The organism is Rhodospirillales bacterium (genome assembly GCA_020638175.1).
Classification (GTDB): Bacteria; Pseudomonadota; Alphaproteobacteria; order Micavibrionales; family Micavibrionaceae; genus JACKJA01.
In genome coordinates this window covers 481,618-504,926 of the sequence record JACKJA010000002.1, presented here as the reverse complement: position 1 = coordinate 504,926, position 23,309 = coordinate 481,618, and the positions used below count along the sequence as shown (strand labels likewise).

Here is a 23,309-nt window from a genome sequence, read left to right as displayed (position 1 = left end):
GAATCAACCCTTAAGAGCAAAAGGATACACCATCATGTCCGATGTGGAAACGCGTTTAAAAGAGTTAAATATCGAACTGCCCGCCGCCGCTGCGCCCGCGGCCAATTACGTGCCCTACGTCATCAGCGGCACCACGCTTTTTATCGCCGGGCAAATTCCCTTTCTGAACGGTCAACCGATGCACAAAGGCCGTCTGGGGACGGATATGGATGTGGAACAAGGCGCCGAAGCTGCCCGTGCCTGCGGCCTTAATATCCTGGCACAGGCCCATGCCGCCGTTCAGGGTGACTGGGGGCGGATAAAGCGCTGTGTCAAGCTGGGCGGATTTGTTAACTGCACCCCGGAATTTACCGATCATCCCAAGGTTATTAACGGGGCGTCGGACCTGATGGTTGCCGTTCTGGGTGACGCCGGAAAGCATGCGCGGTTTGCCGTGGGTGCCCCGTCCCTGCCGCTGGGCGTGGCTGTTGAAATCGACGCTATATTTGAGCTTGCCTAACTCGTCTTTTTGGCTGCTTCCGCGCGCAAAAACATGGCCAGCGCCTCGTCATGGCCGCGCTGTTCGTGGGACACTGTACGCTGGGAAAGCGGTTTGGCGATTTCGCCCATAATCCCGGCTTCGCTGACGCGTGCCGCGCCGGTTTCTTCGTGACTCAGGCCATAGAAAACCTTTTCAATGCCGGTGCCAATAATCAGCGCCTCGCCGAGCATCGTCGGTTCGGAGCTGCTGTAGACAACACATCCCGTCAGATCGGTACTGGCGCGTTTTTCGGTCGCCCGGCGAATGGCCAGCACCTCGGCATGCGCCGTCGGATCACAACGGGTTTTAACACCGTTCACGCCCTCGCCCAGAATTCGGCCCGCCGCGTCGGCCACGACCGCGCCAAACGGCCCGCCCATCCCCGAATCGGCATTTTGCCGGGCCAGCATAATCGCCCGGTGCATGAGTTCGTCAGGCGTCCATTGTTTTTCATCACCCATACCGATGGCATCTGGGTTCTTGCCATAAATGCGCAATACGCGCCGAACCGTTTCTATAAATCTCTGCGGCTCAACCGGATTTTCCATGATCTGGCGGATATTGTAATTTCCGGCCTCCATCAATAAATCCGTTGTTGCTTCGGATGTCAGCATTATGACCCCGATATCATGACCTTTGACCAACAGATGTTTGGCAAATTCCAGCCCGCCATGCGGCTTCATCCGGTAGCGCACCACGGCCAGATCGGTACCCTGTTCTTCCACGACCTTGATCGCCGTCCCGCCGTCGATAGCTTGCTGGACCTGAAAGCCGTTTAGTTCCAGAATACCGGCAACATATTTACGGTTTTTGTCATCACTATCGGCCACCAGAACCCTGATATTGTTGGTATAACGCATGAAGCGGTTCCATCCTTTGTAATAAAATGTAAAGATAGAAGACGATACTTTGTCTTTCAACCGGATCATTATATCATGCGTCATTCCCATTCAGAAGCCGGCAGCGTCCTGATCTATATTTTTCTGGCTATTGTCTTGTTTGCCTCGCTCAGCTTTGCGGTCAGCAACATTATGCGCAGCGGCGATCCGACCACTATCCCGCGGGAAACCGCTAAATCCTATGCTACTGATATCATGCAGCAAGCCAACGGTATCCGCCGCGCCATACAGGTCATGGGGATTGACGGATATGAAGACACAGCTATCAGCTTTGAAAATGATTTTGTTTCCGGTTACACCAACCCGAATTGTACCGATAATGGCTGCAAGGTGTTTCACCCTAACGGCGGCGGATTAACTTATATCGTGCCGAACGAGGGTTGGCTGGATACAAGCTTTCGAGCCTCTTACAACGGGGATCCCAGCCGGCCGTGGGGCCCCTGGGCTTTTACGGGACAGAACTCCTTTCCCGACGTCGGCACCGTCTGCAATACGGCAGATTGCAAGGAGTTATCGCTGTGGCTGCATTTTGTGAAAAAAGATGTCTGTGTCGCGATCAACAATTCTCTGGGGATTGCCAATCCGTCGGGACTCCCCCCGACGGAACGACTGGTTTCCCCGCCGGGAACCATTGCCAGCCCGGCCTTCACCGGCACCTATTTCAATGCCTCTCAGGGCGTTGACGTTGGTGCCGGACCGGCGATGGCCGCCTGCCTGACGGTCGAAGATCCCGCAAACGACGAATATTATGCCTTCTATCAGGTGCTTATTGCCCGGTAGGTTTGGGTGTCCCCGGACCTGCCAAGAAGGGCATACAGCAATGATCCGGAACCGTTCGGCTTCTGGAGAAAACAAAGCCATTTTTAGCCACAGACAAGGGAGAGAGCTTGCGCTCTTTGTCAATCTCCGTATCAATAATGGCACTCAGGCGCGGAATATTGGTGCCTGTCTCGCGAAAAAGATTATCAATTATTCTCATCTCCATCAGTTTTTTTAATTTTGTCAGCGTTGTCAGAGCGGACGCCGCTTTCTTTCCCGGTGCAATAAGAGGCGGATTGTACTTTTCTCCGGTATCGGCTTTTAACTTTTTCTCCAGCAAATTTGTATCTGTTCCCGCCATCGTCATGAGTCCTCTGAAATGGCGATTTTTCACGATTTTCAAAAGTGTACGGAGATTTTTTATGTGTGTTGGCACCCCAGAATTTTTATCAAATTCATGGGCGACTGGCGGATAATTACCGGATGATGCGTTCATATTTTGCTCCCTGACCAAATTATTTTATATGTCAAAACGAGAGTGTTTTAGTCATTCTGCTATAAAAAATGCAAGAAATTTTTATTTAGCGAGCCGCCCGGTCGTATTTATAAATGTCGTCATCACATGCTCCAACGCCTTGACCTGTCCGGGATTTTTCAAACGATCGTTCTCATCAAAAGCTTCGTGGGCCTGCGGCACAGCTAACTGGTCGGGGATGACCGTGACACCGATATTGCCGAGCATCATGCGCAGCGGTACCAGCCCGCGCAGGCCGCCATAGCCACCGGGAGAGGCCGCCACCAGAGCTGCAACTTTGCCTTTAAAGGCTATTAAAGGCGGTTCGTCGTCCGTTTCTTTGCGGGATATCCAGTCGAGCGCATTTTTGAGCAGCGGCGCCAGAGAGCTGTTATATTCCGGCGCGGCGATCAGAAAACCGTCACTTTCCGCGAACAATTTTTTGAGATCTTTGGCACTATCAGGCAAACCGCGTTCATCTTCGAAATCGCCGTCATAGATCGGCATCGGATAATCCTTGAGATCGATAAATCGGATGGTTGCGCCTTGTTGTTCCGCAATGGCGGCAGCATGACGGGCGAGTTTTTTATTGAATGAATCTTTACGGGCGCTGCCGGCCAGAATCAAAAGTGTCGGCTTATCTGTCATTTATCAATTCTCCTGAACGGGTTACAGAGAAACGATATAGGTCTAAACCTTTTCCTTGCCAGATTTTTTCTGTGGCTTTTTAGGTTTGTCATCAATGACATCAAAGGTCAAAGCGCCGTCTTCCAGATCAATCTGAACGAGGCCGCCACCGGTCAACTTGCCGAACAACAGTTCTTCGGCCAGCGGACGTTTGACTTTTTCCTGAATGACACGGGCCAGCGGACGCGCGCCCATGGCGGGGTCATAGCCTTCCCTGGCCAGATAGGCGCAGGCCTCGTCAGACATATCAATCGACACGCCCTTATCGGCGAGCTGCGCTTCAAGCTGGATAACAAACTTATCGACGACTTTTTCAACCGTTTCCGCCTTCAGCGCGTGAAACGGCACGATTGCATCCAACCGGTTGCGGAATTCCGGGGTAAAGGTCCGTTTGATTTCTTCCTGATCGTCTTCCATCCGCATTTCACGTTCAAAGCCGACCGGCGCCCGCGCCATTTCCGCGGCGCCTGCATTGGTCGTCATAATCAGGATAACATTGCGGAAATCGACGACTTTTCCGTTATTGTCCGTCAGCTTCCCGTAGTCCATTACCTGCAGCAAAATGTTGAAAATATCGGGATGGGCTTTTTCGATTTCATCCAGAAGCAGGACGCAGTGGGGCTGCTGGTCCACTTTATCCGTCAAAAGGCCCCCCTGTTCAAACCCGACATAGCCGGGCGGGGAGCCGATCAGGCGCGATATGGCATGACGCTCCATATATTCGGACATATCGAAACGGGCCAGCTCCACGCCCAGCGTTTTGGAGAGCTGCCGCGCCACTTCCGTTTTTCCTACGCCGGTCGGGCCGGAAAAAAGATAACAGCCGATAGGTTTGTCCGGCTCCCGCAGGCCTGCGCGCGACAATTTGATTGCATCGCAAAGCGTGTCGATGGCTTTGTCCTGATCGAAAACCAGCGTTTTCAAATCGCGCTCCAGATGCAGCAGTACATCCTTGTCGCTTTTGGTCATGGTCCGGGCGGGGATGCGGGCGATGGCCGCCACGACACCCTCGATATCCTTGACGGTGATCTGTTTTTGCGCTTCGCCGCGGGGACCAACATCTGCGCCGCGCCGACCTCGTCGATAATATCGATCGCCTTATCCGGCAATTTTCGGTCCCCGATATATTTGGCCGAAAGCTCAACGGCGGCTTTCAGCGCTTCATCGGTATATTCCACGCCGTGATGGTCCTGATAATAAGGTTTCAGACCTTTGAGAATTTCAAGTGCCTCATCCAGGGTCGGTTCATAGACGTCAATCTTCTGGAACCGCCGGACAAGCGCGCGGTCTTTTTCAAAATGGTTCCGGTATTCCTTATAGGTCGTAGAGCCGATGCAGCGCAAAGTGCCGTTGGATAAAGCGGGTTTGAGTAAATTGGACGCATCCATCGCGCCGCCGGATGTTGCGCCTGCGCCAATCACCGTATGGATTTCGTCAATAAACAAAACGGCGCCGTCAACCTGTTCAATCTCTTTTAAAACGGATTTTATGCGTTCTTCAAAATCGCCGCGATAGCGCGTACCGGCCAAAAGCGCGCCCATATCCAGCGCATAAATCGTGACTCCCTTTAAAACGTCCGGCACATTGCCTTCGACGATTTTGCGGGCCAGCCCTTCGGCGATTGCGGTTTTTCCGACGCCCGGATCGCCGACATAAAGCGGATTGTTTTTGCTGCGGCGGCAAAGGATCTGGATCGTGCGGTCGATTTCTTTTGCCCGGCCGATCAGGGGGTCTATTTTTCCGGATTTCGCTTTGTCGTTCAGGTTTTTGCAATAGGCATCGAGCGCCTCGCGCCCCTGGCGCGGCTGACCGGCATCATCCCGGCCTTCCTCTGCACCCTCCGGCGGTTTGGGAACTTCCTGCCCCGGCACCTTGGCAATACCGTGGGAAATGTAATTGACGGCGTCAAACCGCGTCATGTCCTGTTCCTGAAGAAAATAAACCGCGTGGCTTTCGCGCTCTGAAAACAGGGCGACCAGGACATTCGCGCCGGTGACCTCTTCCCGGCCTGCGGACTGCACATGAATCGCGGCGCGTTGCAGCACGCGTTGAAAGGCGGTCGTCGGTTTGGCTTCTTCGGATTCGTTGTTCACCAGATAGGTCAGCTCGTTATCAAGATACAACCCGACCTGCTCACGCAGATCCTCCAGATCAATCCCGCAGGACCGCAGGACCGCCATAGCGTCCTGATCGTAGCACAGCGCCAGCAGCAAATGTTCCAGCGTTGCATATTCATGCCCGCGCTCCGTCGCGATTTCGAGCGCTTTATGCAAGGTCTGTTCAAGGTTTCTTGAGAGCATGGTCGTTATTCTTTCTCCATCGTGCATTGCAGCGGTTGTTCGTTGGCGCGGGCGAAATCCATGACCTGCGCCACTTTGGTTTCCGCCACTTCATAGGTAAAAACGCCGCAGATCCCGACGCCCCGCCGGTGAACGTGGAGCATGATGTCGGTGGCTTCCTGCCTATTCTTGCTGAAAAACCTTTCCAGAATATGAACGACGAATTCCATCGGCGTATAATCGTCGTTCAGCAGAAGAACCTTGTACATGGACGGCTTTTTGGTTTTGGGCCGGGTTTTCAGCAAAAGCCCGGTTTCCTTTTCTTCTTCCGTCGCGGCACCATCGTTGCCGTCATCCGATTCATCGAAATCCGGGAAGTCTTCGTCCATTCGCACAGCCAGAGATTTTTTTACATGCATCATAAGCATTAAAATAGCCTCTCCGCTTTTAAAAATCCAATGAAAAACCCCGGCCTCTGACTGCACTCAGAGAGCCGGGGCTGGTTGTCATGTCGGAGGAATCCGACAAACCTGTTTTCAGCCGTAAAAGCACAAAGCCGCTTTAGGCCGCCATGCTTTTGCCAGCTTTTTTAACCGTTTCACCGATTTGCTGGTTGATCGGAGCCATCACGTCCACCGCCAGTTTAACGCACTGTTCGGAGGTCCGGGTCGCCATATCCATCAAATCGTTCAAATTAGCCTGGGCGATTTCGTTTTGGGTTTCCGCCCATTCGTTCAGAGTTTTGACCTGAAGCGAGTCATTCATGTATTGCGCCTGTTTTTCAGCGAATTTCTGGATGAACGCCGTGTTGGTCTTTACGATATCTTCGGAGCCTTTGAACAAAATACCGAAACATGCCGCGTAAGCCTCGGCCTGTTGTTTACCGGCGCTGGTCATGTCTTGCGCAATTTTATCGATTTTCACTTGTCCCTTAGCCATGGTGGCCTCCATTATTTGAACGGGTTGTTTTTGCGGTGCAGGCGCTTTTTTAGCGGCTGCCGCCGTCACTGCTTTTCTGGCAGGTGCTTTGCGTTTAATTGCCGTCTTTACAGGCTTTTTTGTTACTTTTTTGACGGTTTTCTTCGGTGCTGCCGCTTTTTTGGATACGGCCTTCTTCACTGTTTTCTTCACCGTCTTTTTCGGCGCGGCCACTTTTTTCACAGCTTTTGGAGCAGCGGCCTTCGTCGTTGCCGGCTTGGCCGTTTTGGCGGCTGTTGTTTTTTTCACCGGTTGTTTGGATGCCGTCTTTTTCGGCGCGGTCGTTTTCTTCTTACCTGTTTTTGCGGAAGCCATTGTACTGATACCTCTTTGTTGCCGGATTACCTGATTAAAGTGACTTTACAAGCACATGATTGTACAGGCTCTTATTGCATCGCACAATACCTAAAGTAACATTCACACCGGTCCCTGTCAAGAAAATGGTGCGCCGCAACAAACATGGTGCGCGGGGACCACCTATCTATTGGACAGCCTTTCAAAAAAACGCTAATATGAGTGTGTGTGTTTTTCGAAGTGGTCGGGAACAGCACATTTCCGGTCACCCCGGATTTCAAAAACAAAATATCAGGAACGGATACCATGGGCTTTAAAACCCCTCGCATCTTTCATATCGCTGTTTTTTGTTTAATAGCCTGCACGGCCTGCTTTCTGGTGCCGGAAACAGCCGACGCCAAAGGCAATCCCAAATATGCCTCTATTGTTATTGACGCCGATACCGGCATGGTTTTGTCGCAAAGTCATGCCGACCGGGTTTTGCACCCGGCCTCTCTGGCAAAAATGATGACATTGCTCCTGACATTTGACGCCCTTGAGCGCGGGGATCTGAAACTAAGTGACCGCGTTGTATTCTCTCGTCATGCCGCCAGCATGGTTCCCAGCAAACTGGATATTCCCGCCGGGCAGAGTATCCGCGTTGAAGACGCCATTTATGCGCTGGTAACAAAATCGGCTAATGACGTGGCGGTCGCGCTGGCCGAAAAAGTCGGCGGCAGCGAAAATCAGTTTGCCTATCAAATGACCTCGAAAGCCCGGGAAATCGGCATGTCGAGCACCCGGTTCCGCAACGCATCGGGGCTGCATGATCCCCGTCAGGTTACAACGGCGCGCGATATGGCCAAGCTGGCTGCCTATATCATCCGGACCTATCCACAGTATTACAGCTATTTTTCGACCCGGAATTTCAGTTATCAGGGTAAAAGTTATCACAACCACAACCGGCTTCTCGGTGTTTACAAGGGGATGGACGGCTTTAAAACCGGGTACGTTCAGGCATCAGGTTTTAATCTGGTCGCTTCGGCCAAGCGCGATAACCAGCGCATTATCGGCGTTGTCTTTGGCGGCCGCACAGCACGGAGCCGTAACGATCACATGGTTAGCCTGCTCGATAAAGGCTTTTCCAAGATGGAGACTATACGGATTGCTTCGGCCAAGATTCCTGTTCCCTCCCGCAAACCCGTCACTTTAATGCAAGTCGCCGCTCTGGATAATATGGCTCCGGCCGCCGGAAACGACGATGATGACGATGACAGCAATGTTAAATGGGCTGACCTAAACCCGATGCTCCAGAATCAAGCGTTCCAGAACATCATCGGTCAGGGAGACTATGATCCGGCCATCACCAGCCGCTTTGAAACGGGGCTGATGGCCATTGCCGCCCATAAAGAACGTCAGGCGCCGCCCAGCACCGGAATCCAGACTGTTGCCTATACGTCTCCGCAGACCAATAAAGGCTGGGCTATCCAAGTTGGCGCCTTTGCCAGCCGGGTAAAAACCGATAAAGCCATCGCCCGCGCCCAGAAAAAACTGCCGCCGACTCTGGCCGATTCAAAAACAGCGATGATCGCGCCGCTCAAAACCGGTGACGGCTGGCTGTTCCGGGGACGGATCGCAGGCTTTACCAAAAACGAAGCCCTGCGGGCTTGCCGCTATTTACGTGATTGTCTGCCCGTTTCACCGCAGGCTTATTGATATGGCCATCCCTTCGATTTCCAACGACGGATCCGACCCGGAGTCGGGCAATGTGATCTTTTTTATATTGCTGGCGATTGTTCTGATCGGGCTGGTCACGGCGGCTCTTCGCTCCGGCGGTGATGAAGGATCGAACATTGACCGCGAAAACCTTGTCATTAAAACAACGCAAGTCCGGCAATATGCTGGCGAGCTAGAACGTGCGGTCGTCTTTGTCATGCAAAACGGAATCAGCGAGGTCGATATTCGCTTCGCCCACCCCGACGCGCCCAGCGATTACGGAGACATCACCGTCAATCCCACAAACCAGGTCTTCGGCCGCACCGGCGGCGGCGCGGAATACCGGCAACCGCCTAGCGGCCTGAATGACGGCAGTAATTGGGAATTCTACGGTGGAACGCACATGCCGGACGTTGGCTCTTCCCGCGCTGAACTTATTGCCGTTATGCCCAATGTAACACAGGAATTTTGCGATAAAATCAACGAAATGGACGGCTATGACAGCGCCGTCCAGCCCACAGACGGCGGCACATGCCTGTATTCAGGAACTTCCGGCCGGTTCGGCGATGCCACCCAGTTCAGCGGCGCGCCCAACACCACGACCGAAGCGACCTTTACCGTCAAACCCGCCATGCAGGGCTGCGTTGAATGCGCCGATAACTCCCTGCATTTCTTCCACGTCTTGATGGCCCGATAAACTCAGGACCGGCTTTCCAGTATTTTTTTGATTTCGTCGGTCATTTCCTGCGGGCCTGTTTGCATATTGAACAAGGCCGTCAGCTTGTTGTCCGGCCCGATCAGGTACGTATAGGAAGAATGATCCATCGTATGTCCGCCAGAAACCTTGTTTTCCACCTTGGCGCTATAGACCTTGTATTCCTCATGCACCGTCCGAAGCTGTTCCGACGTGCCGGTCAGGCCCACAATGCGGGGATTGAACATCTCGACATAGTTTTTCATCGTTTCCGGGGTATCGGTATCCGGATCGACGGTGATGAAAAGCGGCTGGATATCATCGGCCAGCGGTCCCAAGGCCTCCAGCACCAATGCCATTTTTTTAAGCTCGCCGGGGCAAATCGCCTCACAGGACGTAAAACCGAAAAACACCAGCTTGTAGGGCGCTTTATAGCTGGCGTCGGTTACTGCTTTGCCGTTATGGTCGATCAGGGTAAACGGTCCGCCCGCCATATCCGTGCCGCCCGGTTCGGTCTTTTGCATCCACATCACACCCGCCATCAGACACATCAGCACGATTAATCCGACAACAAACAGGCTACCCGCTTTTTGTTCTTTATTGCTCATAACGACCCCTTATATTTTTGATTGGTTTTTATGAAGGGCATGATATGAAATGGACAAGCTCATAAGCAAGCGGTGATTGAAACAGGGACAATAAAAAGGGGGATTATCATGAAAATCGGGGTTGTCGGATGCGGTCATGTTGGCGCGGCCAGTGCTTATGCTTGTGTCATGCGCGGCGTGGGAACGGAGATCGTTCTGGTCGACATGAACAAGGACCTGGCTATTGCACAGGCCGAAGATATCCTGCACGCCACGCCCTTTTCCCATCCTGTGCCGTGCCGTGCCGGGACGTATAAGGATTTAAAAGGCGCAGGCATCGTGATGATTGCCGCCGGTGTCGGCCAAAGGCCGGGGGAAACACGGCTGGATTTGCTGAAACGCAATGCCGCCGTGTTTGGCGATATCATTCCCCAGATTCTGGCGGCCGCACCCAGCGCTATTTTGCTGATCGCTTCGAACCCTGTCGATGTCATGACCCACATGGCCGCTTTGATTTCGGGTGGATGTTGCAGCCACGACCACAGCCGGATTATCGGATCGGGCACTATTTTGGACACGGCGCGATTCCGCTCGCTTCTGGGGCAACATCTGGGTGTTTCCAGCCACTCTGTCCATGGCTATGTTCTGGGCGAGCACGGCGATTCAGAAGTCCTGCACTGGTCGGGCACGACGGTCGGGAACTTGCCGCTGGCCGATTTTGCCGCGCAGGTCGAAGCCCCGGTGACCGATTCCGTCCGCACCGCCATTGATAACGGCGTACGGCGCGCTGCCGACCGGATTATTGCCGGTAAGGGCGCTACATGGTTTGGGATCGGCGCCGGTATGGCCCGGATTGCGCAGGCGATTGTTGATGACGAACATGCGGTTTTAACATGCTGCACCCCCGTAGATGATATCGAGGGCATTCCCGATGTCTGCCTGTCTTTGCCGCATGTTGTTTCCGCCGCGGGCATCGAGAGAACGATCTATCCGGCCCTGAACGATGCCGAACGGGGGGCTTTGCGCCGCAGCGCCGAGATCCTCAAGGAAGCAATCGAAGCGGTCGGGCTTTAATCTTTCATTTCAAGCCGTTCTTTTACCGGTTTCTGGAACAGGTAATGTTCAACCATGTGCATACCGGCGTCAGAGATCGTCTTTAATCCCATAAAGAGCAAGATTGCCTGCCCTCCCATCGCCGTGCCCAGAATGATCGTCAGGTGCATCGGGACGATCCTCATATAAGGATAAAACATGATCGTGCCGAGGCTGGGTTTTTTGTGCCTGAAATCCTGCCCTTTGTTGTAAACGAAGGAATAAATATGGCTGGAGGCAAAAGCCAGAACACAAAAGGAAACTGTAAAAACCTGCTCCGGGGTCAGGGCACCGTCAAAATTGTCAGAGATCAAAAGCATCGCATAGACAAAGTGGAAAAACCCGTAATGAAACAGGAAGAAAAAGGATACCTGATATTTGCCGGCGCTTGTTTCAGGAACCGGATGATCGTTCATGGTCATCCCTTTTGTCGTGAATTCCTTCAGGTTTATCATCCGGACAAAATTCGTCAGACCGATAATGACACTTTGCGCCCAGTACACCCACAAGACCGGTCCCATTTCCCAGCCCTGTATAAAGGCCATGGCCATCGTCATCACGTTGCTGGCCGTCAAAATCCAAAGAGAGGGGTCGGCAAGACGCCTGCCGACCCCGTTTTTATTCGTCTGATCCATAGACCCTACAAGACCTCCAGCATTTCCGCGACCAGCGGGTGACGAACGATGTCCTGCTGCGCCAGTTTGACCACGGCGATATTGGGAACATGTTCCAGCCGCCGGATGACTTCATCCAGACCGGACATGCCCTCCAGCAAATCGCTTTGCGCCGGGTCGCCGGTCACGACCATTGTCGAATGCCACCCCAGACGGGACAGCAGCATCTTGAGCTGGCCATAGGTACAGTTCTGTGCCTCGTCAATCACTACAAAGGCATTGTTAAGCGTCCGGCCCCGCATAAAGCCGACCGGGGCGATTTCAATGGTGCCATCCTGTATCATCTGTCTGACTTTCTTGCCACCCATCCGGTCACCGAGCGCGTCATAAAGCGGGCGCAGGTACGGCGCCATTTTTTCCTGCAGATCGCCGGGCAGGTAACCGAGGCTTTCCCCGGCCTCCATCGCCGGACGGGACAGAATAATCCGCTCGATCTTGCCTTTTTCCAGCGCTTCGACCGCGCTGGCAATCGCCAGATAGGTTTTCCCGGTTCCCGCCGGCCCGGCGGCAATCGTCAGATTTTTGGATTTGATGGCTTCGTAGAGTTCCGTTTGTCCCTCGGAGCGTGGGCGAATATTCTTCACAAATTTCTGATCGCGGCGACCGTCAAGTTCCTGGTCCAGCGGGTGCCAGTCCAGATCGTCTTCGAAGGCCGCGTGGCGGACGACGTTATTACCTCCTCTGACCGCATTCAGATTCGAGTTTGATTTGTTTTTGCGGATTTTTTTAGCCATGAGGATGCTCCTTTCATGGTTGAGGGAATCCTGCCGCCACCAGTGGCGAAACAGGCACAAAAAAACCGTGCGGCAAGGCACGGCTTAAAACGGTTTGAAAATCGGGTTCGAAAGCGGCCCTCTCGGCATCTCCGGGGATGCTGCCGGGGTAAGTGACCGGGATTTTTTCAAAAACAAAGGGCAAGGATTGTCCTTTTTTGAGAAAGCGTTTAGGTCCGCCGGAACAGCCGACCCGATATGCGAATCATAGCAGAAAAAATGAATCGGGCCAAATTTCTAAATGTCAGATGAATTTTTCCTGTAGATATGTTCGATCCATAGACGTCTTAACAAGGGTAAGGTCTGGGTTGAAATCAGATAAGCGCCTGCCGGTACGGCGGCATGCCACAAGGCATTTTCGACGCCCAGATATATTAGATAGCTGCCAACGATGATGTAGGTTCCTACAGTAATTAAAGCCCGACGGGTTTTTGACGTTTCCCATGCCTTGTCGGCCTCAACACGGATATTGCGTGTTTTGATATCGTCAATATCCGTCATTAATCTACGGATTCCAGAATTGTCGCGACGCCCTGGCCGCCGCCGATACACATGGTAGCGAGGCCGAGCTTTTTGTTTTCACGCTGCATGAGGGACGCGAGTTTCCCGGTGATCCGCGCACCGGACGCCCCCAGCGGGTGACCCAGCGCAATCGCGCCGCCGTCGACATTGACGATGTCCTGCCGGGCTTTCAGGTCGAGCTTATGCAGGACGGCCAGAGACTGGGCTGAAAAAGCCTCATTCAGTTCAACCAGATCAATGTCTTCAATTTTGACACCCGCGCGCTTTAATGCCTTGTCCGTTGCCGGCACCGGGCCGATGCCCATGATTTCGGCCTTACAACCCGATACGGCCACCGATTTAATCCGGGCCATAATCGGCAGGTTGTGTTTACGGGCGTAGTCCTCGGATGCCACCAAAACCGCCGATGCCCCATCGGTCAGCGGTGAAGAGGTTCCCGCCGTTACCGTGCCCTTTTCATCGAAGGCAGGCTTGAGGCCGGCCAGTGTTTCCGCCGTTGTTTCGGCACGGATGGTGCCGTCCTCGGTCACATCGCCGATCGGCACGATTTCGTCGGCAAACTTGCCGTTTTCCCGTGCCGCCGCGGCGCGGACATGCGATTGTACGGCAAAGGCTTCTTGTTCCTCGCGGCTGATTTCATATTTCTTTGCCAGATTTTCGGCCGTTTCGCCCATGGACATGTAAGCCTGCGGGTAAATTTCACCCAGCTTCGGGTTCGGCATCGGGTTAAAACCGCCCATCGGAATGCGGCTCATTGATTCAACCCCGGCACAAATAAACACATCGCCCGCGCCCATCTGGATAAAACCTGCGGCCATGTGGATGGTTGTCATGGAAGAACCGCAAAAACGGTTGAGTGTTGCCCCGGCCACACGCACAGGAAGTCCCGCCAGATTGACCACCAGACGGCCAATATTAAACCCTTGCTCGGCCTCCGGGAAGGCGCAGCCCATCAAAAGATCCTCGATGTCATCCGGCTCAACGCCCGTATCCGCCACCAGCGCCTTTACGACTTCAGCCGCCATATCATCGGGACGGACACCCGCCAGCGCGCCTTTATTGGCGAAGTGAAAGGGAGAGCGTTTATATCCGCAAATGACAACCGATTTTTCCATGGTATGGGCCTTCTTTAAAAATTTTGATTCTTTCTGTCGTCAAATAGATTACCGTCAATCCGACGAATAATCCATGCTGTTCATACGAATGATTTAATTTTGCTTTGACATTGATTTCAAAATCGGGCATCTCGGAAAACATATTTAGCAAGAGTGATTTTATGGAGGACTCAAATCGTGGCCGATGCCGATAAAAAAGGACTAAAAAGGATCTGCCCCAACTGTGGCACCCGCTATTACGATATGAACAAACGCCCCATCATCTGTCCGTCGTGCGCGACAGAGTTTACCGGGGACATAAAGGTTAAAAGCCGCCGCGGGCGCGGGGCCGCCAGTGAAGACGCGGGGCAAGTTACAAAGGCGACCGCTGTTGACGCTGCCGATAGCGATGATCTGGACGATGAAGAAGACAGCGAAGAAGATATCGTAAGTCTGGATGACGTCGAAGACATGGAAGACGCGGATGATGACAGCGAAGAAGATCTGGACGATCTGGACGGCGATGACATTGATCTTGACGACCTTGATGATGTTGATGTCGATCTGGACGACGACACCGATATCGACGTTGATCTGGACGACGACGATCATAAATAAAGCCTGATTTTGTCCGAAGATACGCTTTACAAACTTACCGTAACATTGCCTGCCGATCTGGAAGAGCTTCAGGTCGGCAGTCTTTCTTTGTGCCTGGAAGACCACGCTCTTGCTACGTCCATTTTGCCGCCGAAAGACGGCGCCGGCTGGCGCATCGAATGGCTGATGACGATTGTGCCGGATGAAGCCGACAGAACAGCCCGGCTGGCCGTCATGACGAATCTGGTCGGGCTGCAAAATCTGGCGGATCGCGATGTTATATGGACGACCGAGACGATGCCCGCTCTCGACTGGGTGGCGGCCAGTTACCGCCCCGTCCCGGCCTTTACAATCGGGCCGTTTTTTATCTGTGCGCCGGAAGACAAAACGCCGCCGCCCGCCGGAAGCATTCTCCTCAAAATCGAAGCCGCCACAGCCTTTGGGTCCGGTGAGCACGGCACGACTGCCGGTTGCCTGAAGGCGCTGGCTGATTTAAAGGCGCAAGCGTTTACACCCCGCAATATTCTCGATCTCGGCACAGGGTCGGGTATTCTGGCCCTCGCCGCCCGGAAATTATGGCCGGAAGCCGCCATCCTGGCCACCGATATTGAGGACGAGGCCGTCCGCGTTACGCAGCATCACTGCGTTATAAACGGCGCGCCGGAAATTTCCTGCCTGCAAAGCGACGGGTTTGCCGCGTCCGCCATAGCGGCGCGGGCGCCTTTTGATCTGATTATTGCCAATATTCTGGCGGCGCCGCTCAAAGAGATGGCGGGCGATCTTGCTGCCGCACTGGCCCCGCAAGGCAAGGCTATCCTGTCCGGCATGCTGCGGGAGCAGACGGAAAAACTGTTATCGGTTTACAGCAAGGAAAGCATGGCCATAGAAAACCGCTATGACGAAGATGAATGGACGAGTTTGATCCTGCACGGCCTTATTCCACCGTGACGCTCTTGGCGAGGTTACGCGGCTGGTCAACATCGGTGCCTTTGGCAATCGCGACATAGTACGCAAGAATCTGGACCGGAAAGGCGTAGAGGATCGGCGCAACAAACGGGTGAACATCGCCCAGCTTAATCATCCACTGCGCATGATCGGCCAGACGCTCACAGCCCTTCTGGTCGGAAACCAGCAGAATCTTGCCACCGCGGGCGACATTTTCCTGGATGTTCGAAGCGGTTTTGTCAAACAGGCGCTCGTTCCCCGGTGCCAGCACGACAATCGGCATTTGTTCGTCAATCAACGCGATCGGGCCGTGCTTCAGTTCCCCGGCGGCATATCCTTCCGCATGGATATAGGACACTTCCTTGAGCTTCAATGCGCCCTCCATCGCCAGCGGATAGAGGCTGCCCCGTCCCAGATAAAGCATGTGCTGGGCCTCGGAAATATCCCGGGCCATGGCCTTGATCGGCTCTTCACACTCATTCAAAACGGCGGCGGCCTGCGTCGGGATATGGCGCAAGGCATCGGTCATGGCCGTTAATTCAGTTTTCTCAACCGTGCCCTTACGGATCGCCAGCGCCAGCGTCAGGCACGCCATCGTCGTGAGCTGCGTTGTAAAGGCCTTGGTCGACGCAACGCCGATTTCCGGTCCGGCCAGCGTATGCATAACGTGGTCGGATTCGCGCTCGATCGTGCTTTCAATCGTGTTGACGATCGACAAGATTGTCTGGCCTTGCCGTTTGCAATAGCGCAAAGCTTCCAGCGTATCAAGCGTCTCGCCCGACTGGGAAACAAACAGGGCGACGCCGCCTTCGGGCATCGGCGCTTCGCGGTAACGGAATTCCGAGGCAATATCAATTTCGCATGGCACGCGGGCGATTTGCTCCAGCCAGTATTTGGCCGTCATGCACGCATAAAAAGCCGTGCCACATGCCACCAGCGTAATGCGCGGCGCTTTTTCCAATGATGACAGAATTTCTTCGGGAACAGAAATTTCCCCCGTTGCCGGATTAATAAAGGAGTTCAGCGTATCGCCAATGACGGCAGGCTGTTCGTGGATTTCCTTTAGCATGAAGTGGCGATAGCCGTCCTTGCCGGTCGTGGCGCCGCTCTGGGCCGTAATGCGCACAGGGCGCTGCACGGGCTGGTTATCGTTTACATAGATGTCCGCGCCTTCGCGGGTGACCTGCACGCGGTCGCCATCTTCCAGAAAACAGATTTTTTTGGTCAGAGGCGCCAGTGCATAGGAATCAGACGCAAGGAACATTTCTCCTTCACCATAGCCAACGGCCAGCGGCGTACCCTGCCGCGCGCCAATCATCAGGTTATGTTCACCTGCAAAAATCAGGGCGACGGCAAACGCGCCTTCGAGATGATCGAGCGCCTTGTTGGCCGCTTCACGCGGGGCCATCCCCTGCGTCAGATAATGGGTCACCAGATGGGCGATGACTTCCGTATCTGTCTCGGTTTCAAAGCGGCACTGATGTTGTTCCAGCTCTTCTTTCAATTCCGCATAATTCTCGATAATGCCGTTATGGACGACGGCGACACGCTCGGTGGCATGCGGATGGGCGTTGTTCTCGGTCGGGCCGCCGTGGGTCGCCCAGCGCGTATGGCCAATCCCGGTGGTGCCCTTCAGGGGATGAGCCTTTAATTTCTCGTCCAGATTGACGATCTTGCCTTCGGCCCGGCAGCGATCAATGTGGCCGTTGGAAAGCGTCGCAATCCCGGCGCTGTCATAGCCGCGATATTCAAGACGCCGCAGTCCCTCGACCAGCAAAGGCGCCACATCATTTTCACCCAAAATTCCGATAATTCCGCACATATATGATTATTCCTCTTTGTGATTTAGTAGCTCGTGCAATGCATTTCGTTGCCAACCGGGACGCAGGTCGTCTGGACCGGGAAGCGCCGATCGTAGGCCTCAAAGATTTGCGCGCGATAAGCTTCTTCCTGCAAACCTTTGCGACGAATTTCGTTGAGTTTTTCGATGAAGCGCAACTGGGCATCGGCTTCGCTGGTTTCACCATTTCGAACTTGTTGAACCAGAAGATCTCCGGTTTTCAAATATTCATGGATCAGAGTGTCTCTTTGCATATCCGGTGTTTGCGCCACATTGGCCTTTACGCAAGCCACCTGCTGCGCGATGGTTTCGTAAGTTTCCATGCAAACGCTGTGATATTCCGTGACGCTAGCGGCACAGGCTGTCAGTAAAAAACCTAGCCCGCACAGCATACTATACCGGGCCTTTATCATTGATCTGTTCCTTTCCGCTTTCGCGTTACCCAGCCTTCAATAATCTTAGATTTTTCACGGGCAACGGCCAGCGCCTCGGCAGGAACATCCTTGGTAATCGTTGAACCGGCGGCGACAAAAGCATTATCGCCGATGGTCACCGGCGCCACCATGGTTACGTCGCTGCCGATGAAGGCGTTTTTGCCAATCGTGGTTTTATGTTTGTTTTTGCCATCATAATTCGCGGTAATCGCGCCGCAGGAATAGTTTGTCCCCGCGCCGATCTCCGCATTACCGATATAGGCGTGATGCCCGGCTTTGACCCCTTCGTGTAGAAGGCTGCTTTTGATTTCTACGAAATTTCCAATTTTTGATTTTGTCCCGATTTCCGCGCCGGGACGTAACCGCGCAAACGGCCCCACAGAGGCCTTTTCAGCAATCTTCGTTCCCTCCAGATGACAAAAAGCCTTGATGTGAACGCCATCACCGATCTCGACATCGGGACCGAAGAACACGTTCGGTTCCACGAGAACATCGCGGCCCAGCTTTGTGTCCCAGCTGAAATATGTTGTTTCCGGATCAATCAGCGTTGCCCCGCTGTCCATGGCGGCGACCCGTAGTTTTTGCTGTACAATGCGCTCCAGCGCCGCCAGGTCGGCGCGGCTGTTAACACCCAACACATCGCCGGGGTCTTCGGTCACATGAACATGGCAAACCGCGCCATCGGCGGCTGCGATTTCAACAAGGTCGGTCAGGTAATATTCGCCTTGCGCATTATCATTGGTAATGCGGCCCAGCCAGTCGGCAAGGCGCCGGCCATCAACGCAGTAAACCCCGGCATTGCAGAGCTTGATGTTTCGTTCGTCGACCGTGGCGTCTTTAAATTCGACAATCTTTTCAAGGCTGCCATCCGCATTCAGAACCATACGGCCATAAGCAGCCGGATTATCCGGCTTCATCCCCAAAACGGCGATCTTTGTCATGTCGCTTTTGTGCCGGGTTTCAATCAAGGCCCTCAACGTTTCCGCCCCGATGAGCGGCGCATCGCCCATCAGGATCAGGACATCGCCCTCAAACCCTTTTAGCTCCGGCAGGGCTGCTTTGACCGCGTCGCCGGTGCCCTTCGGTTCGTTCTGGATAGCTGTGTGATACGACTCTACCGCTTTTCCCAAATCCGCCATATCCGGCCCGGCAACCACGACAACCTTGTTCGGTGTCAGGCTTTCGACCGTATCCAAAAGCCAGCTCACCATTGGCCGGCCAGCCAAGGGATGCATCACTTTCGGTAAATCGGATTTCATGCGGCTGCCGCGGCCGGCGGCCAGAATAACAACGGCCAGTGGTTTTGTGGTCATCGTGGTTTTGTTTTCCTGTCATCCTGAGCGTTAGCGAAGGATCCCAACCCAAACAACGAGATTCCTCGGCCTTTTCCAAGGCCTCAGAATGACAAGACAAGCCGGCAAACGCAAGTCACATGATATTGCGGGATGTAACAAATTTCTTGTGTCCGGGCTTTCTGTCTGCTTTTAATACCCAAAGGATTAAATTATGACAAATAAATATCTGAAGCAGCGCTGGGATAAGGTGGCTCCTATCATCGAAGATATACTCGGTCAAATTTGCATGCAGGTCGAACAGGAACGATCCGTTCGGAACGGTTTATGCCGGGTTGAGCTTTCCCCGACGTCACTTAACGAGTTTTTCATGACGGCCGGTCGGCATCTTTTCTCCGGCTGTTACCAGAAAGACGGTAAAATAACCCTGGAGATCAATGCCCGCAACACACGAGACATGATTGATTTATTCAAAGAAATGAATTGCGATTTTTAATCTTTATTTCGCTGCCAGCTTGACCCCATCGCCGTTCTGGTAGCCGACCAGATGCATGAATAACGTGCCATATTCGGTTTTTACACGGATTTTAACGGGAACGGCGGGACCATCTTCACTAATTTTCGCCAGCCAAACCGTTGGCAGACTGCCTTTTTCCCGGCCTTGTTCCTGAATGGACATCCAGCCCCGCGGCTTTTTATGCCAAGCGCCGGCCAGCGGTTTCACTTCGACCTGACAGCGTGCCGCCGTACCGCCATAGATATTGTAACGGCTGGAGTCCAGCGTATCGTCGGATTCATGGCTAAACACCAGTTCGTAGCGGCGGCGCCCATCGAAGACTTCCGAGCTACCTTCACATTTGCCGCCATCAGCCACTTTTTTCATGACCTCCAGCGTCGCCGTCATGGCATCGGTCGTACCCTTCGTCAGAGCCTCATCCAGCTCTTTGGGCGTATAATCGCGGCCATCCTCGATCACTTTATAGTCTTTAAATGAACCATCCGGGGCGTATTGATAGGTTTTGACCTCTTCTTCTTCTTTCCAGACCGATACGGATTTATGTTCCTCGGGGCGATCCACCCCGTCTTTTTTCAGCCAACCCAGTGTCTCGAAAGACCCTTTCCACGGGGCCAGCTTGGCCAAAAACCCCTTGGTCCGCGCCGATAGTTTCATCGCATAGCGTTTGTCATTTTCGTAGGCAACGTCCAGTTCAGCCTGCACAGCATTAATGCCGCCGGCGTAAACTTCGTACGTCATTGTCTGGATATTTTTTCCCAAAGACGATCCCTGCGCCATCGCCGGACCAGCCAGCATCAAAACCGTAATCGCGCTAGCGGTAGCAGCCGACAAGCGTAAGCTCTTGCCCACCCATGCCTTGCTTGAATTTTTTAACGTGTTTTGCCGACTCACCATTGATTCCCCCTAAATCGAAATCACGAAAACCATTCTTCTTTAATTCTAACACAGCCTGCCATAATAAAGCATTATGTGCCGCAACATTTCGTCCTTCATCGGAACTCCATCCGATCTGATAGGTTGCCGACGTGCCGTGACACAGAATTAAGATGGCAGCAACCAGACGATTGTCCAGTGTCGCGTGCCCGATCATCACCTTGTCCCCGAAGCTTTGCGCCAGAGCGCGCAGCAAGGGCAGTGACGGCCCGGCATATCCCTTTTTCGCGCGATCGGATGAATAATTCCTTAACAGCGATGAAAAAACTTCGGGGCTGTTATTCCATCCTGTCTTTAAACCGGCTTTTGGCCCTTTGTTGAGTTTGTTGCGCCATTGCGCTTTCAGGGCACTGCGCAGCTCCTCTTCGTCCTGCGTTAAATCAATCCAGATTGTTTGATAACCGGGGAAATTCTGTCTTTCGTACCCCGCATCGACAAACAACGCGCGGTTTTCCGGCGAATCCCCGGCAGCCGGTATGATTCGCCGCCGCCGCCCAAAGCGCCGGGGAAACCGCCGTGAGAATTCCGTAAAAAATGCTTTGCTATGTGCCGGCGTCCCATAGCCGTCGAACCAAAGCGGCCCGCAATCCAAAATGACGCCATGGATCAGGTTTTTTAAAACCCCCGCTTCGAGGATTTGCACCAAGCCCGCTTCTACGCCCTTTATTTTGATAAGACCCCAACGGGCTTTCTGGCGATTCAACGGGCATATCGCCCGCGCGTAATCATAGGATTGCAACAGGTTCGCCCGGCGGATGCGGCCAAAGCGGTCTTGCCATTCGGCAAGAGAGAGGTTATTCCAGTCAATAGAACATTCCACCATAAGCAGGGAGCATAAACTATGACAGCACTGGCGGCTACACAGAATACCGATCTGATGGGCATCATTGAACAGGCATGGGATGAGCGGGATACGATTAACACGGCGACAAAGGGGGCTGTCAGAGATGCCGTTGAGCAAGCCCTTGCCATGCTCGACAGCGGACAAGTCCGCATTGCCGACAAACGGGCACAGGGACAATGGGTCGTTAATCAGTGGTTGAAAAAGGCCGTTTTGCTTTCGTTTCGCCTGAATGACATGGCCCTGATTTCCAGCGGGCCCGGCGGGGCGCCGTGGTGGGACAAAGTTCCCAGTAAATTTGACGGCTGGGCCGAAGCCGACTTCCGGCGCTCCGGATTTCGTGCCGTTCCTAACTGCATCGTCCGCCATAGCGCCTATATTGCCCCCGGCGTGGTACTGATGCCTTCTTTTGTCAATCTGGGCGCTTATGTGGATGAAGGCACAATGATTGACACCTGGGCCTCTGTCGGATCATGTGCCCAGATCGGCAAGAACTGTCACATTTCCCAGCAAGCCGGAATCGGCGGCGTTCTGGAACCGCTTCAGGCCGAACCGGTTATTCTGGAAGATAATATTTTTGTCGGGGCCGGTTCGGAAATCACCGAAGGCGTGATCGTCGAAGAGGGGGCTGTTCTGGCCATGGGCGTGTTTATAAGCGCCTCGACCAAAATCATCGACCGAACCACCGGCGAAGTGTTCACAGGCCGAGTGCCCGCCTACAGCGTCGTTGTTCCCGGTTCCCTGCCCGGCAAGCCCTTGCCGGATGGCACGCCCGGCCCTAGTCTTTATTGTGCCGTGATTGTCAAACGTGTGGATGAAAAAACCCGGAGCAAAACAGGGATCAATGAATTACTAAGGGATTAGGGGTCCCCTTTTATCCATAATAATTTTTGCTTTTTTACGGGCCGCATGTTAGGAAAGCAGCGTTATGGAACAAAACCCGGAAATTAAATACACATTTCTTGACGCGGGGCGCGGGAAAAACGCGGATTGTGTTGCCTTTTTACAAGAATGTCACGATCTGACCAATGGTGTATGGAAAGCCCTTAACAGCCAGCCTATAAAATTTTCCGCCGCTATTGAGGCTTTCCGTCTTTCGATCGAGCACCACCACTATACAATTGATTCAGACGAAGGTTTCCAACTCCAGCGGCGGCGAGATGGATGGCCCGCTTTTTTGCATCAGGTCTGCCAGGCCGCTTTTACGCTGGATTTATTAAACCGCAACCTTCCTGTCCTTGAGCCGGATGCCCTGTTATCGACCAATTTTTGTCATGATCTGATTGAAGACACGGCGATTACCAAAAAAACCATACAAGAGCGCATCAACCGGAAAACCGCCCACCGAGCACGGCTGATGGCTAAAAAAGAGAACGGTGTTAAGCTTTATAGCGATGAAAATATCTGTGATTATTACGACCTGATTGAAAACGATCCTGTTACCAGTCTTGCCAAGGGACTGGACCGCATGCAAAATATGTCGACCATGATTGGCGGCATGAAACCAGACAAGATGATTGCCTACATTAACGAGACCGAGACCTATATTCTGCCCATGCTGAAACGGGCAGCCAAATTATTCCCCGAACAGAAAGAAACTTATGAAGCCCTCGGACAAACGATCGAGGCCCAGATATGCCGGACGAACCAGTTCCTGTACCAGACCGGGTATAAAAAACAACCCGTGCCGCCGTGGCGGTGGGTCGATGCGCCGAATGATTTGTTTGACACGCTGGATGAGAATTTTCATCCGGTCAAACTGATTGAAAAAAGAGCTGCGGAGACTATGGGGCTTCCCCTGAAATCACCGACTTTTAGCGCCTCTCTGCGCCATATCTTTTGATAATAT

Annotated in this window: 26 protein-coding genes and 1 pseudogene; 11 read left to right on the top strand and 16 right to left on the bottom strand. The window is 53.4% G+C overall.

Features of this window, described 5'->3' with window-relative positions; translation table 11 throughout:
* Positions 1-34 precede the first annotated feature (34 nt).
* Positions 35-499: a RidA family protein gene (locus H6868_02455; GenBank protein MCB9988177.1), complete on the top strand. Its 465-nt coding sequence runs from the start codon at positions 35-37 to the stop codon at positions 497-499.
* Here H6868_02455 and H6868_02450 read toward each other — a convergent pair.
* Positions 496-1,380 carry a response regulator gene (locus H6868_02450; protein MCB9988176.1) on the bottom strand — a complete coding sequence of 295 codons (885 nt, stop codon included), beginning with the start codon at positions 1,378-1,380 and terminating at the stop codon, positions 496-498. The genes H6868_02455 and H6868_02450 overlap by 4 nt on opposite strands.
* Positions 1,381-1,455: 75 nt before the next feature.
* On the opposite strand from H6868_02450, the gene H6868_02445 reads away from it, so the two are divergent.
* Positions 1,456-2,199: a hypothetical protein gene (locus H6868_02445; GenBank protein ID MCB9988175.1), complete on the top strand. Its 744-nt coding sequence runs from the start codon at positions 1,456-1,458 to the stop codon at positions 2,197-2,199.
* Here the strand turns inward: H6868_02445 and H6868_02440 are convergent.
* The 5 genes and pseudogenes from H6868_02440 to H6868_02420 all read right to left on the bottom strand — a co-directional run bounded on the left by H6868_02440 (position 2,186) and on the right by H6868_02420 (position 6,597).
* Positions 2,186-2,674, bottom strand: coding sequence for a hypothetical protein (locus tag H6868_02440; protein ID MCB9988174.1), 489 nt, complete (start codon positions 2,672-2,674; stop codon positions 2,186-2,188). The two genes, H6868_02445 and H6868_02440, sit on opposite strands and share 14 nt — an antisense overlap.
* A gap of 81 nt (positions 2,675-2,755) precedes the next feature.
* Positions 2,756-3,340, bottom strand: a complete 585-nt coding sequence (locus tag H6868_02435) for an NAD(P)H-dependent oxidoreductase (GenBank protein ID MCB9988173.1) — start codon at positions 3,338-3,340, stop codon at positions 2,756-2,758.
* Positions 3,341-3,382: 42 nt separating this feature from the next.
* Positions 3,383-5,679: pseudogene (gene clpA, locus H6868_02430) on the bottom strand (ATP-dependent Clp protease ATP-binding subunit ClpA).
* A gap of 5 nt (positions 5,680-5,684) precedes the next feature.
* Positions 5,685-6,047: an ATP-dependent Clp protease adapter ClpS gene (gene clpS / locus H6868_02425; GenBank protein ID MCB9988172.1), complete on the bottom strand. Its 363-nt coding sequence runs from the start codon at positions 6,045-6,047 to the stop codon at positions 5,685-5,687.
* Positions 6,048-6,219: 172 nt separating this feature from the next.
* Complete coding sequence (locus H6868_02420; GenBank protein ID MCB9988171.1) at positions 6,220-6,597, bottom strand: phasin family protein; 378 nt, start codon at positions 6,595-6,597, stop codon at positions 6,220-6,222.
* A gap of 88 nt (positions 6,598-6,685) precedes the next feature.
* On the opposite strand from H6868_02420, the gene H6868_02415 reads away from it, so the two are divergent.
* The 3 genes from H6868_02415 (at position 6,686) to H6868_02405 (ending at position 9,322) form a co-directional block, all read left to right on the top strand.
* The gene (locus H6868_02415) at positions 6,686-6,985 is read left to right on the top strand and encodes a hypothetical protein (protein ID MCB9988170.1); all 300 of its coding nucleotides are present in this window, start codon (positions 6,686-6,688) and stop codon (positions 6,983-6,985) included.
* Positions 6,986-7,236: 251 nt separating this feature from the next.
* Positions 7,237-8,625 carry a D-alanyl-D-alanine carboxypeptidase gene (locus H6868_02410; GenBank protein ID MCB9988169.1) on the top strand — a complete coding sequence of 463 codons (1,389 nt, stop codon included), beginning with the start codon at positions 7,237-7,239 and terminating at the stop codon, positions 8,623-8,625.
* 1 nt (position 8,626) lies between these two features.
* Entirely contained in the window at positions 8,627-9,322 is a 696-nt protein-coding gene (locus tag H6868_02405) for a hypothetical protein (protein MCB9988168.1), read from the top strand.
* Positions 9,323-9,324: 2 nt separating this feature from the next.
* Here H6868_02405 and H6868_02400 read toward each other — a convergent pair whose 3' ends face one another.
* Positions 9,325-9,927: an SCO family protein gene (locus tag H6868_02400; protein ID MCB9988167.1), complete on the bottom strand. Its 603-nt coding sequence runs from the start codon at positions 9,925-9,927 to the stop codon at positions 9,325-9,327.
* 108 nt (positions 9,928-10,035) lie between these two features.
* Between H6868_02400 and H6868_02395 the strand changes: the two genes are divergently transcribed.
* Complete coding sequence (locus tag H6868_02395) at positions 10,036-10,980, top strand: L-lactate dehydrogenase (GenBank protein ID MCB9988166.1); 945 nt, start codon at positions 10,036-10,038, stop codon at positions 10,978-10,980.
* On the opposite strand, the gene H6868_02390 is transcribed toward H6868_02395, so the two are convergent.
* From H6868_02390 to H6868_02375, 4 genes are all read right to left on the bottom strand, one after another.
* Positions 10,977-11,633: a hypothetical protein gene (locus H6868_02390; protein MCB9988165.1), complete on the bottom strand. Its 657-nt coding sequence runs from the start codon at positions 11,631-11,633 to the stop codon at positions 10,977-10,979. The two genes, H6868_02395 and H6868_02390, sit on opposite strands and share 4 nt — an antisense overlap.
* Before the next feature lie 5 nt (positions 11,634-11,638).
* Positions 11,639-12,406 (bottom strand): PhoH family protein, encoded by a 768-nt coding sequence (locus tag H6868_02385; GenBank protein MCB9988164.1) that lies wholly within the window; start codon positions 12,404-12,406, stop codon positions 11,639-11,641.
* A gap of 276 nt (positions 12,407-12,682) precedes the next feature.
* Entirely contained in the window at positions 12,683-12,946 is a 264-nt protein-coding gene (locus H6868_02380) for a hypothetical protein (protein MCB9988163.1), read from the bottom strand.
* The gene (locus tag H6868_02375; protein ID MCB9988162.1) at positions 12,946-14,082 is read right to left on the bottom strand and encodes a thiolase family protein; all 1,137 of its coding nucleotides are present in this window, start codon (positions 14,080-14,082) and stop codon (positions 12,946-12,948) included. The genes H6868_02380 and H6868_02375 overlap by 1 nt, the downstream gene beginning before the upstream one ends.
* Positions 14,083-14,256: 174 nt before the next feature.
* Here H6868_02375 and H6868_02370 point away from each other — a divergent pair, with 174 nt between their 5' ends.
* Together H6868_02370 and H6868_02365 are read left to right on the top strand one after the other, a co-directional pair.
* Positions 14,257-14,679 (top strand): TIGR02300 family protein, encoded by a 423-nt coding sequence (locus H6868_02370; protein ID MCB9988161.1) that lies wholly within the window; start codon positions 14,257-14,259, stop codon positions 14,677-14,679.
* Between the two features lie 9 nt (positions 14,680-14,688).
* A complete protein-coding gene (locus H6868_02365; GenBank protein MCB9988160.1) occupies positions 14,689-15,606 on the top strand; it encodes a 50S ribosomal protein L11 methyltransferase in 918 nt (305 codons plus the stop codon).
* Here H6868_02365 and glmS read toward each other — a convergent pair.
* The 3 genes from glmS to glmU are packed head-to-tail and all read right to left on the bottom strand — an operon-like array spanning position 15,593 to position 19,190.
* Positions 15,593-17,425, bottom strand: coding sequence for a glutamine--fructose-6-phosphate transaminase (isomerizing) (gene glmS, locus H6868_02360; protein ID MCB9988159.1), 1,833 nt, complete (start codon positions 17,423-17,425; stop codon positions 15,593-15,595). The two genes, H6868_02365 and glmS, sit on opposite strands and share 14 nt — an antisense overlap.
* A 23-nt stretch (positions 17,426-17,448) precedes the next feature.
* On the bottom strand, positions 17,449-17,856 hold the full coding sequence (locus tag H6868_02355; GenBank protein MCB9988158.1) for a hypothetical protein: 408 nt from the start codon (positions 17,854-17,856) through the stop codon (positions 17,449-17,451).
* Positions 17,853-19,190 (bottom strand): bifunctional UDP-N-acetylglucosamine diphosphorylase/glucosamine-1-phosphate N-acetyltransferase GlmU, encoded by a 1,338-nt coding sequence (glmU, locus tag H6868_02350; GenBank protein MCB9988157.1) that lies wholly within the window; start codon positions 19,188-19,190, stop codon positions 17,853-17,855. Before glmU ends, H6868_02355 begins: the two co-directional genes overlap by 4 nt.
* 193 nt (positions 19,191-19,383) lie before the next feature.
* Here glmU and H6868_02345 point away from each other — a divergent pair, with 193 nt between their 5' ends.
* Positions 19,384-19,665: a hypothetical protein gene (locus H6868_02345; protein ID MCB9988156.1), complete on the top strand. Its 282-nt coding sequence runs from the start codon at positions 19,384-19,386 to the stop codon at positions 19,663-19,665.
* Between the two features lie 3 nt (positions 19,666-19,668).
* Here H6868_02345 and H6868_02340 read toward each other — a convergent pair whose 3' ends face one another.
* The gene (locus tag H6868_02340; GenBank protein ID MCB9988155.1) at positions 19,669-20,481 is read right to left on the bottom strand and encodes a DUF3108 domain-containing protein; all 813 of its coding nucleotides are present in this window, start codon (positions 20,479-20,481) and stop codon (positions 19,669-19,671) included.
* Between the two features lie 16 nt (positions 20,482-20,497).
* Positions 20,498-21,442, bottom strand: a complete 945-nt coding sequence (locus H6868_02335) for a GNAT family N-acetyltransferase (GenBank protein ID MCB9988154.1) — start codon at positions 21,440-21,442, stop codon at positions 20,498-20,500.
* A gap of 18 nt (positions 21,443-21,460) precedes the next feature.
* On the opposite strand from H6868_02335, the gene dapD reads away from it, so the two are divergent.
* Together dapD and H6868_02325 are read left to right on the top strand one after the other, a co-directional pair.
* Positions 21,461-22,324: a 2,3,4,5-tetrahydropyridine-2,6-dicarboxylate N-succinyltransferase gene (dapD, locus tag H6868_02330; protein MCB9988153.1), complete on the top strand. Its 864-nt coding sequence runs from the start codon at positions 21,461-21,463 to the stop codon at positions 22,322-22,324.
* A 64-nt stretch (positions 22,325-22,388) separates the two neighbouring features.
* Complete coding sequence (locus H6868_02325) at positions 22,389-23,303, top strand: hypothetical protein (GenBank protein MCB9988152.1); 915 nt, start codon at positions 22,389-22,391, stop codon at positions 23,301-23,303.
* Positions 23,304-23,309: the final 6 nt, after the last annotated feature.

Bases quoted from the DNA above. Each gene is read 5' to 3' on its own strand.
- H6868_02450 (MCB9988176.1), bottom strand. From the start codon at position 1,380: ATGCGTTATACCAACAATATCAGGGTTCTGGTGGCCGATAGTGATGAC.
- H6868_02445 (MCB9988175.1), top strand. From the start codon at position 1,456: ATGCGTCATTCCCATTCAGAAGCCGGCAGCGTCCTGATCTATATTTTT.
- H6868_02340 (MCB9988155.1), bottom strand. From the start codon at position 20,481: ATGCTGGCTGGTCCGGCGATGGCGCAGGGATCGTCTTTGGGAAAAAAT.
- H6868_02435 (MCB9988173.1), bottom strand. From the start codon at position 3,340: ATGACAGATAAGCCGACACTTTTGATTCTGGCCGGCAGCGCCCGTAAA.
- H6868_02375 (MCB9988162.1), bottom strand. From the start codon at position 14,082: ATGGAAAAATCGGTTGTCATTTGCGGATATAAACGCTCTCCCTTTCAC.
- H6868_02345 (MCB9988156.1), top strand. From the start codon at position 19,384: ATGACAAATAAATATCTGAAGCAGCGCTGGGATAAGGTGGCTCCTATC.
- H6868_02395 (MCB9988166.1), top strand. From the start codon at position 10,036: ATGAAAATCGGGGTTGTCGGATGCGGTCATGTTGGCGCGGCCAGTGCT.
- glmU (MCB9988157.1), bottom strand. From the start codon at position 19,190: ATGACCACAAAACCACTGGCCGTTGTTATTCTGGCCGCCGGCCGCGGC.
- H6868_02410 (MCB9988169.1), top strand. From the start codon at position 7,237: ATGGGCTTTAAAACCCCTCGCATCTTTCATATCGCTGTTTTTTGTTTA.
- H6868_02455 (MCB9988177.1), top strand. From the start codon at position 35: ATGTCCGATGTGGAAACGCGTTTAAAAGAGTTAAATATCGAACTGCCC.
- H6868_02420 (MCB9988171.1), bottom strand. From the start codon at position 6,597: ATGGCTAAGGGACAAGTGAAAATCGATAAAATTGCGCAAGACATGACC.
- H6868_02405 (MCB9988168.1), top strand. From the start codon at position 8,627: ATGGCCATCCCTTCGATTTCCAACGACGGATCCGACCCGGAGTCGGGC.
- dapD (MCB9988153.1), top strand. From the start codon at position 21,461: ATGACAGCACTGGCGGCTACACAGAATACCGATCTGATGGGCATCATT.
- H6868_02440 (MCB9988174.1), bottom strand. From the start codon at position 2,674: ATGAACGCATCATCCGGTAATTATCCGCCAGTCGCCCATGAATTTGAT.
- H6868_02380 (MCB9988163.1), bottom strand. From the start codon at position 12,946: ATGACGGATATTGACGATATCAAAACACGCAATATCCGTGTTGAGGCC.
- H6868_02335 (MCB9988154.1), bottom strand. From the start codon at position 21,442: ATGGTGGAATGTTCTATTGACTGGAATAACCTCTCTCTTGCCGAATGG.
- glmS (MCB9988159.1), bottom strand. From the start codon at position 17,425: ATGTGCGGAATTATCGGAATTTTGGGTGAAAATGATGTGGCGCCTTTG.
- H6868_02400 (MCB9988167.1), bottom strand. From the start codon at position 9,927: ATGAGCAATAAAGAACAAAAAGCGGGTAGCCTGTTTGTTGTCGGATTA.
- H6868_02385 (MCB9988164.1), bottom strand. From the start codon at position 12,406: ATGGCTAAAAAAATCCGCAAAAACAAATCAAACTCGAATCTGAATGCG.
- H6868_02390 (MCB9988165.1), bottom strand. From the start codon at position 11,633: ATGGATCAGACGAATAAAAACGGGGTCGGCAGGCGTCTTGCCGACCCC.
- clpS (MCB9988172.1), bottom strand. From the start codon at position 6,047: ATGGACGAAGACTTCCCGGATTTCGATGAATCGGATGACGGCAACGAT.
- H6868_02355 (MCB9988158.1), bottom strand. From the start codon at position 17,856: ATGATAAAGGCCCGGTATAGTATGCTGTGCGGGCTAGGTTTTTTACTG.
- H6868_02325 (MCB9988152.1), top strand. From the start codon at position 22,389: ATGGAACAAAACCCGGAAATTAAATACACATTTCTTGACGCGGGGCGC.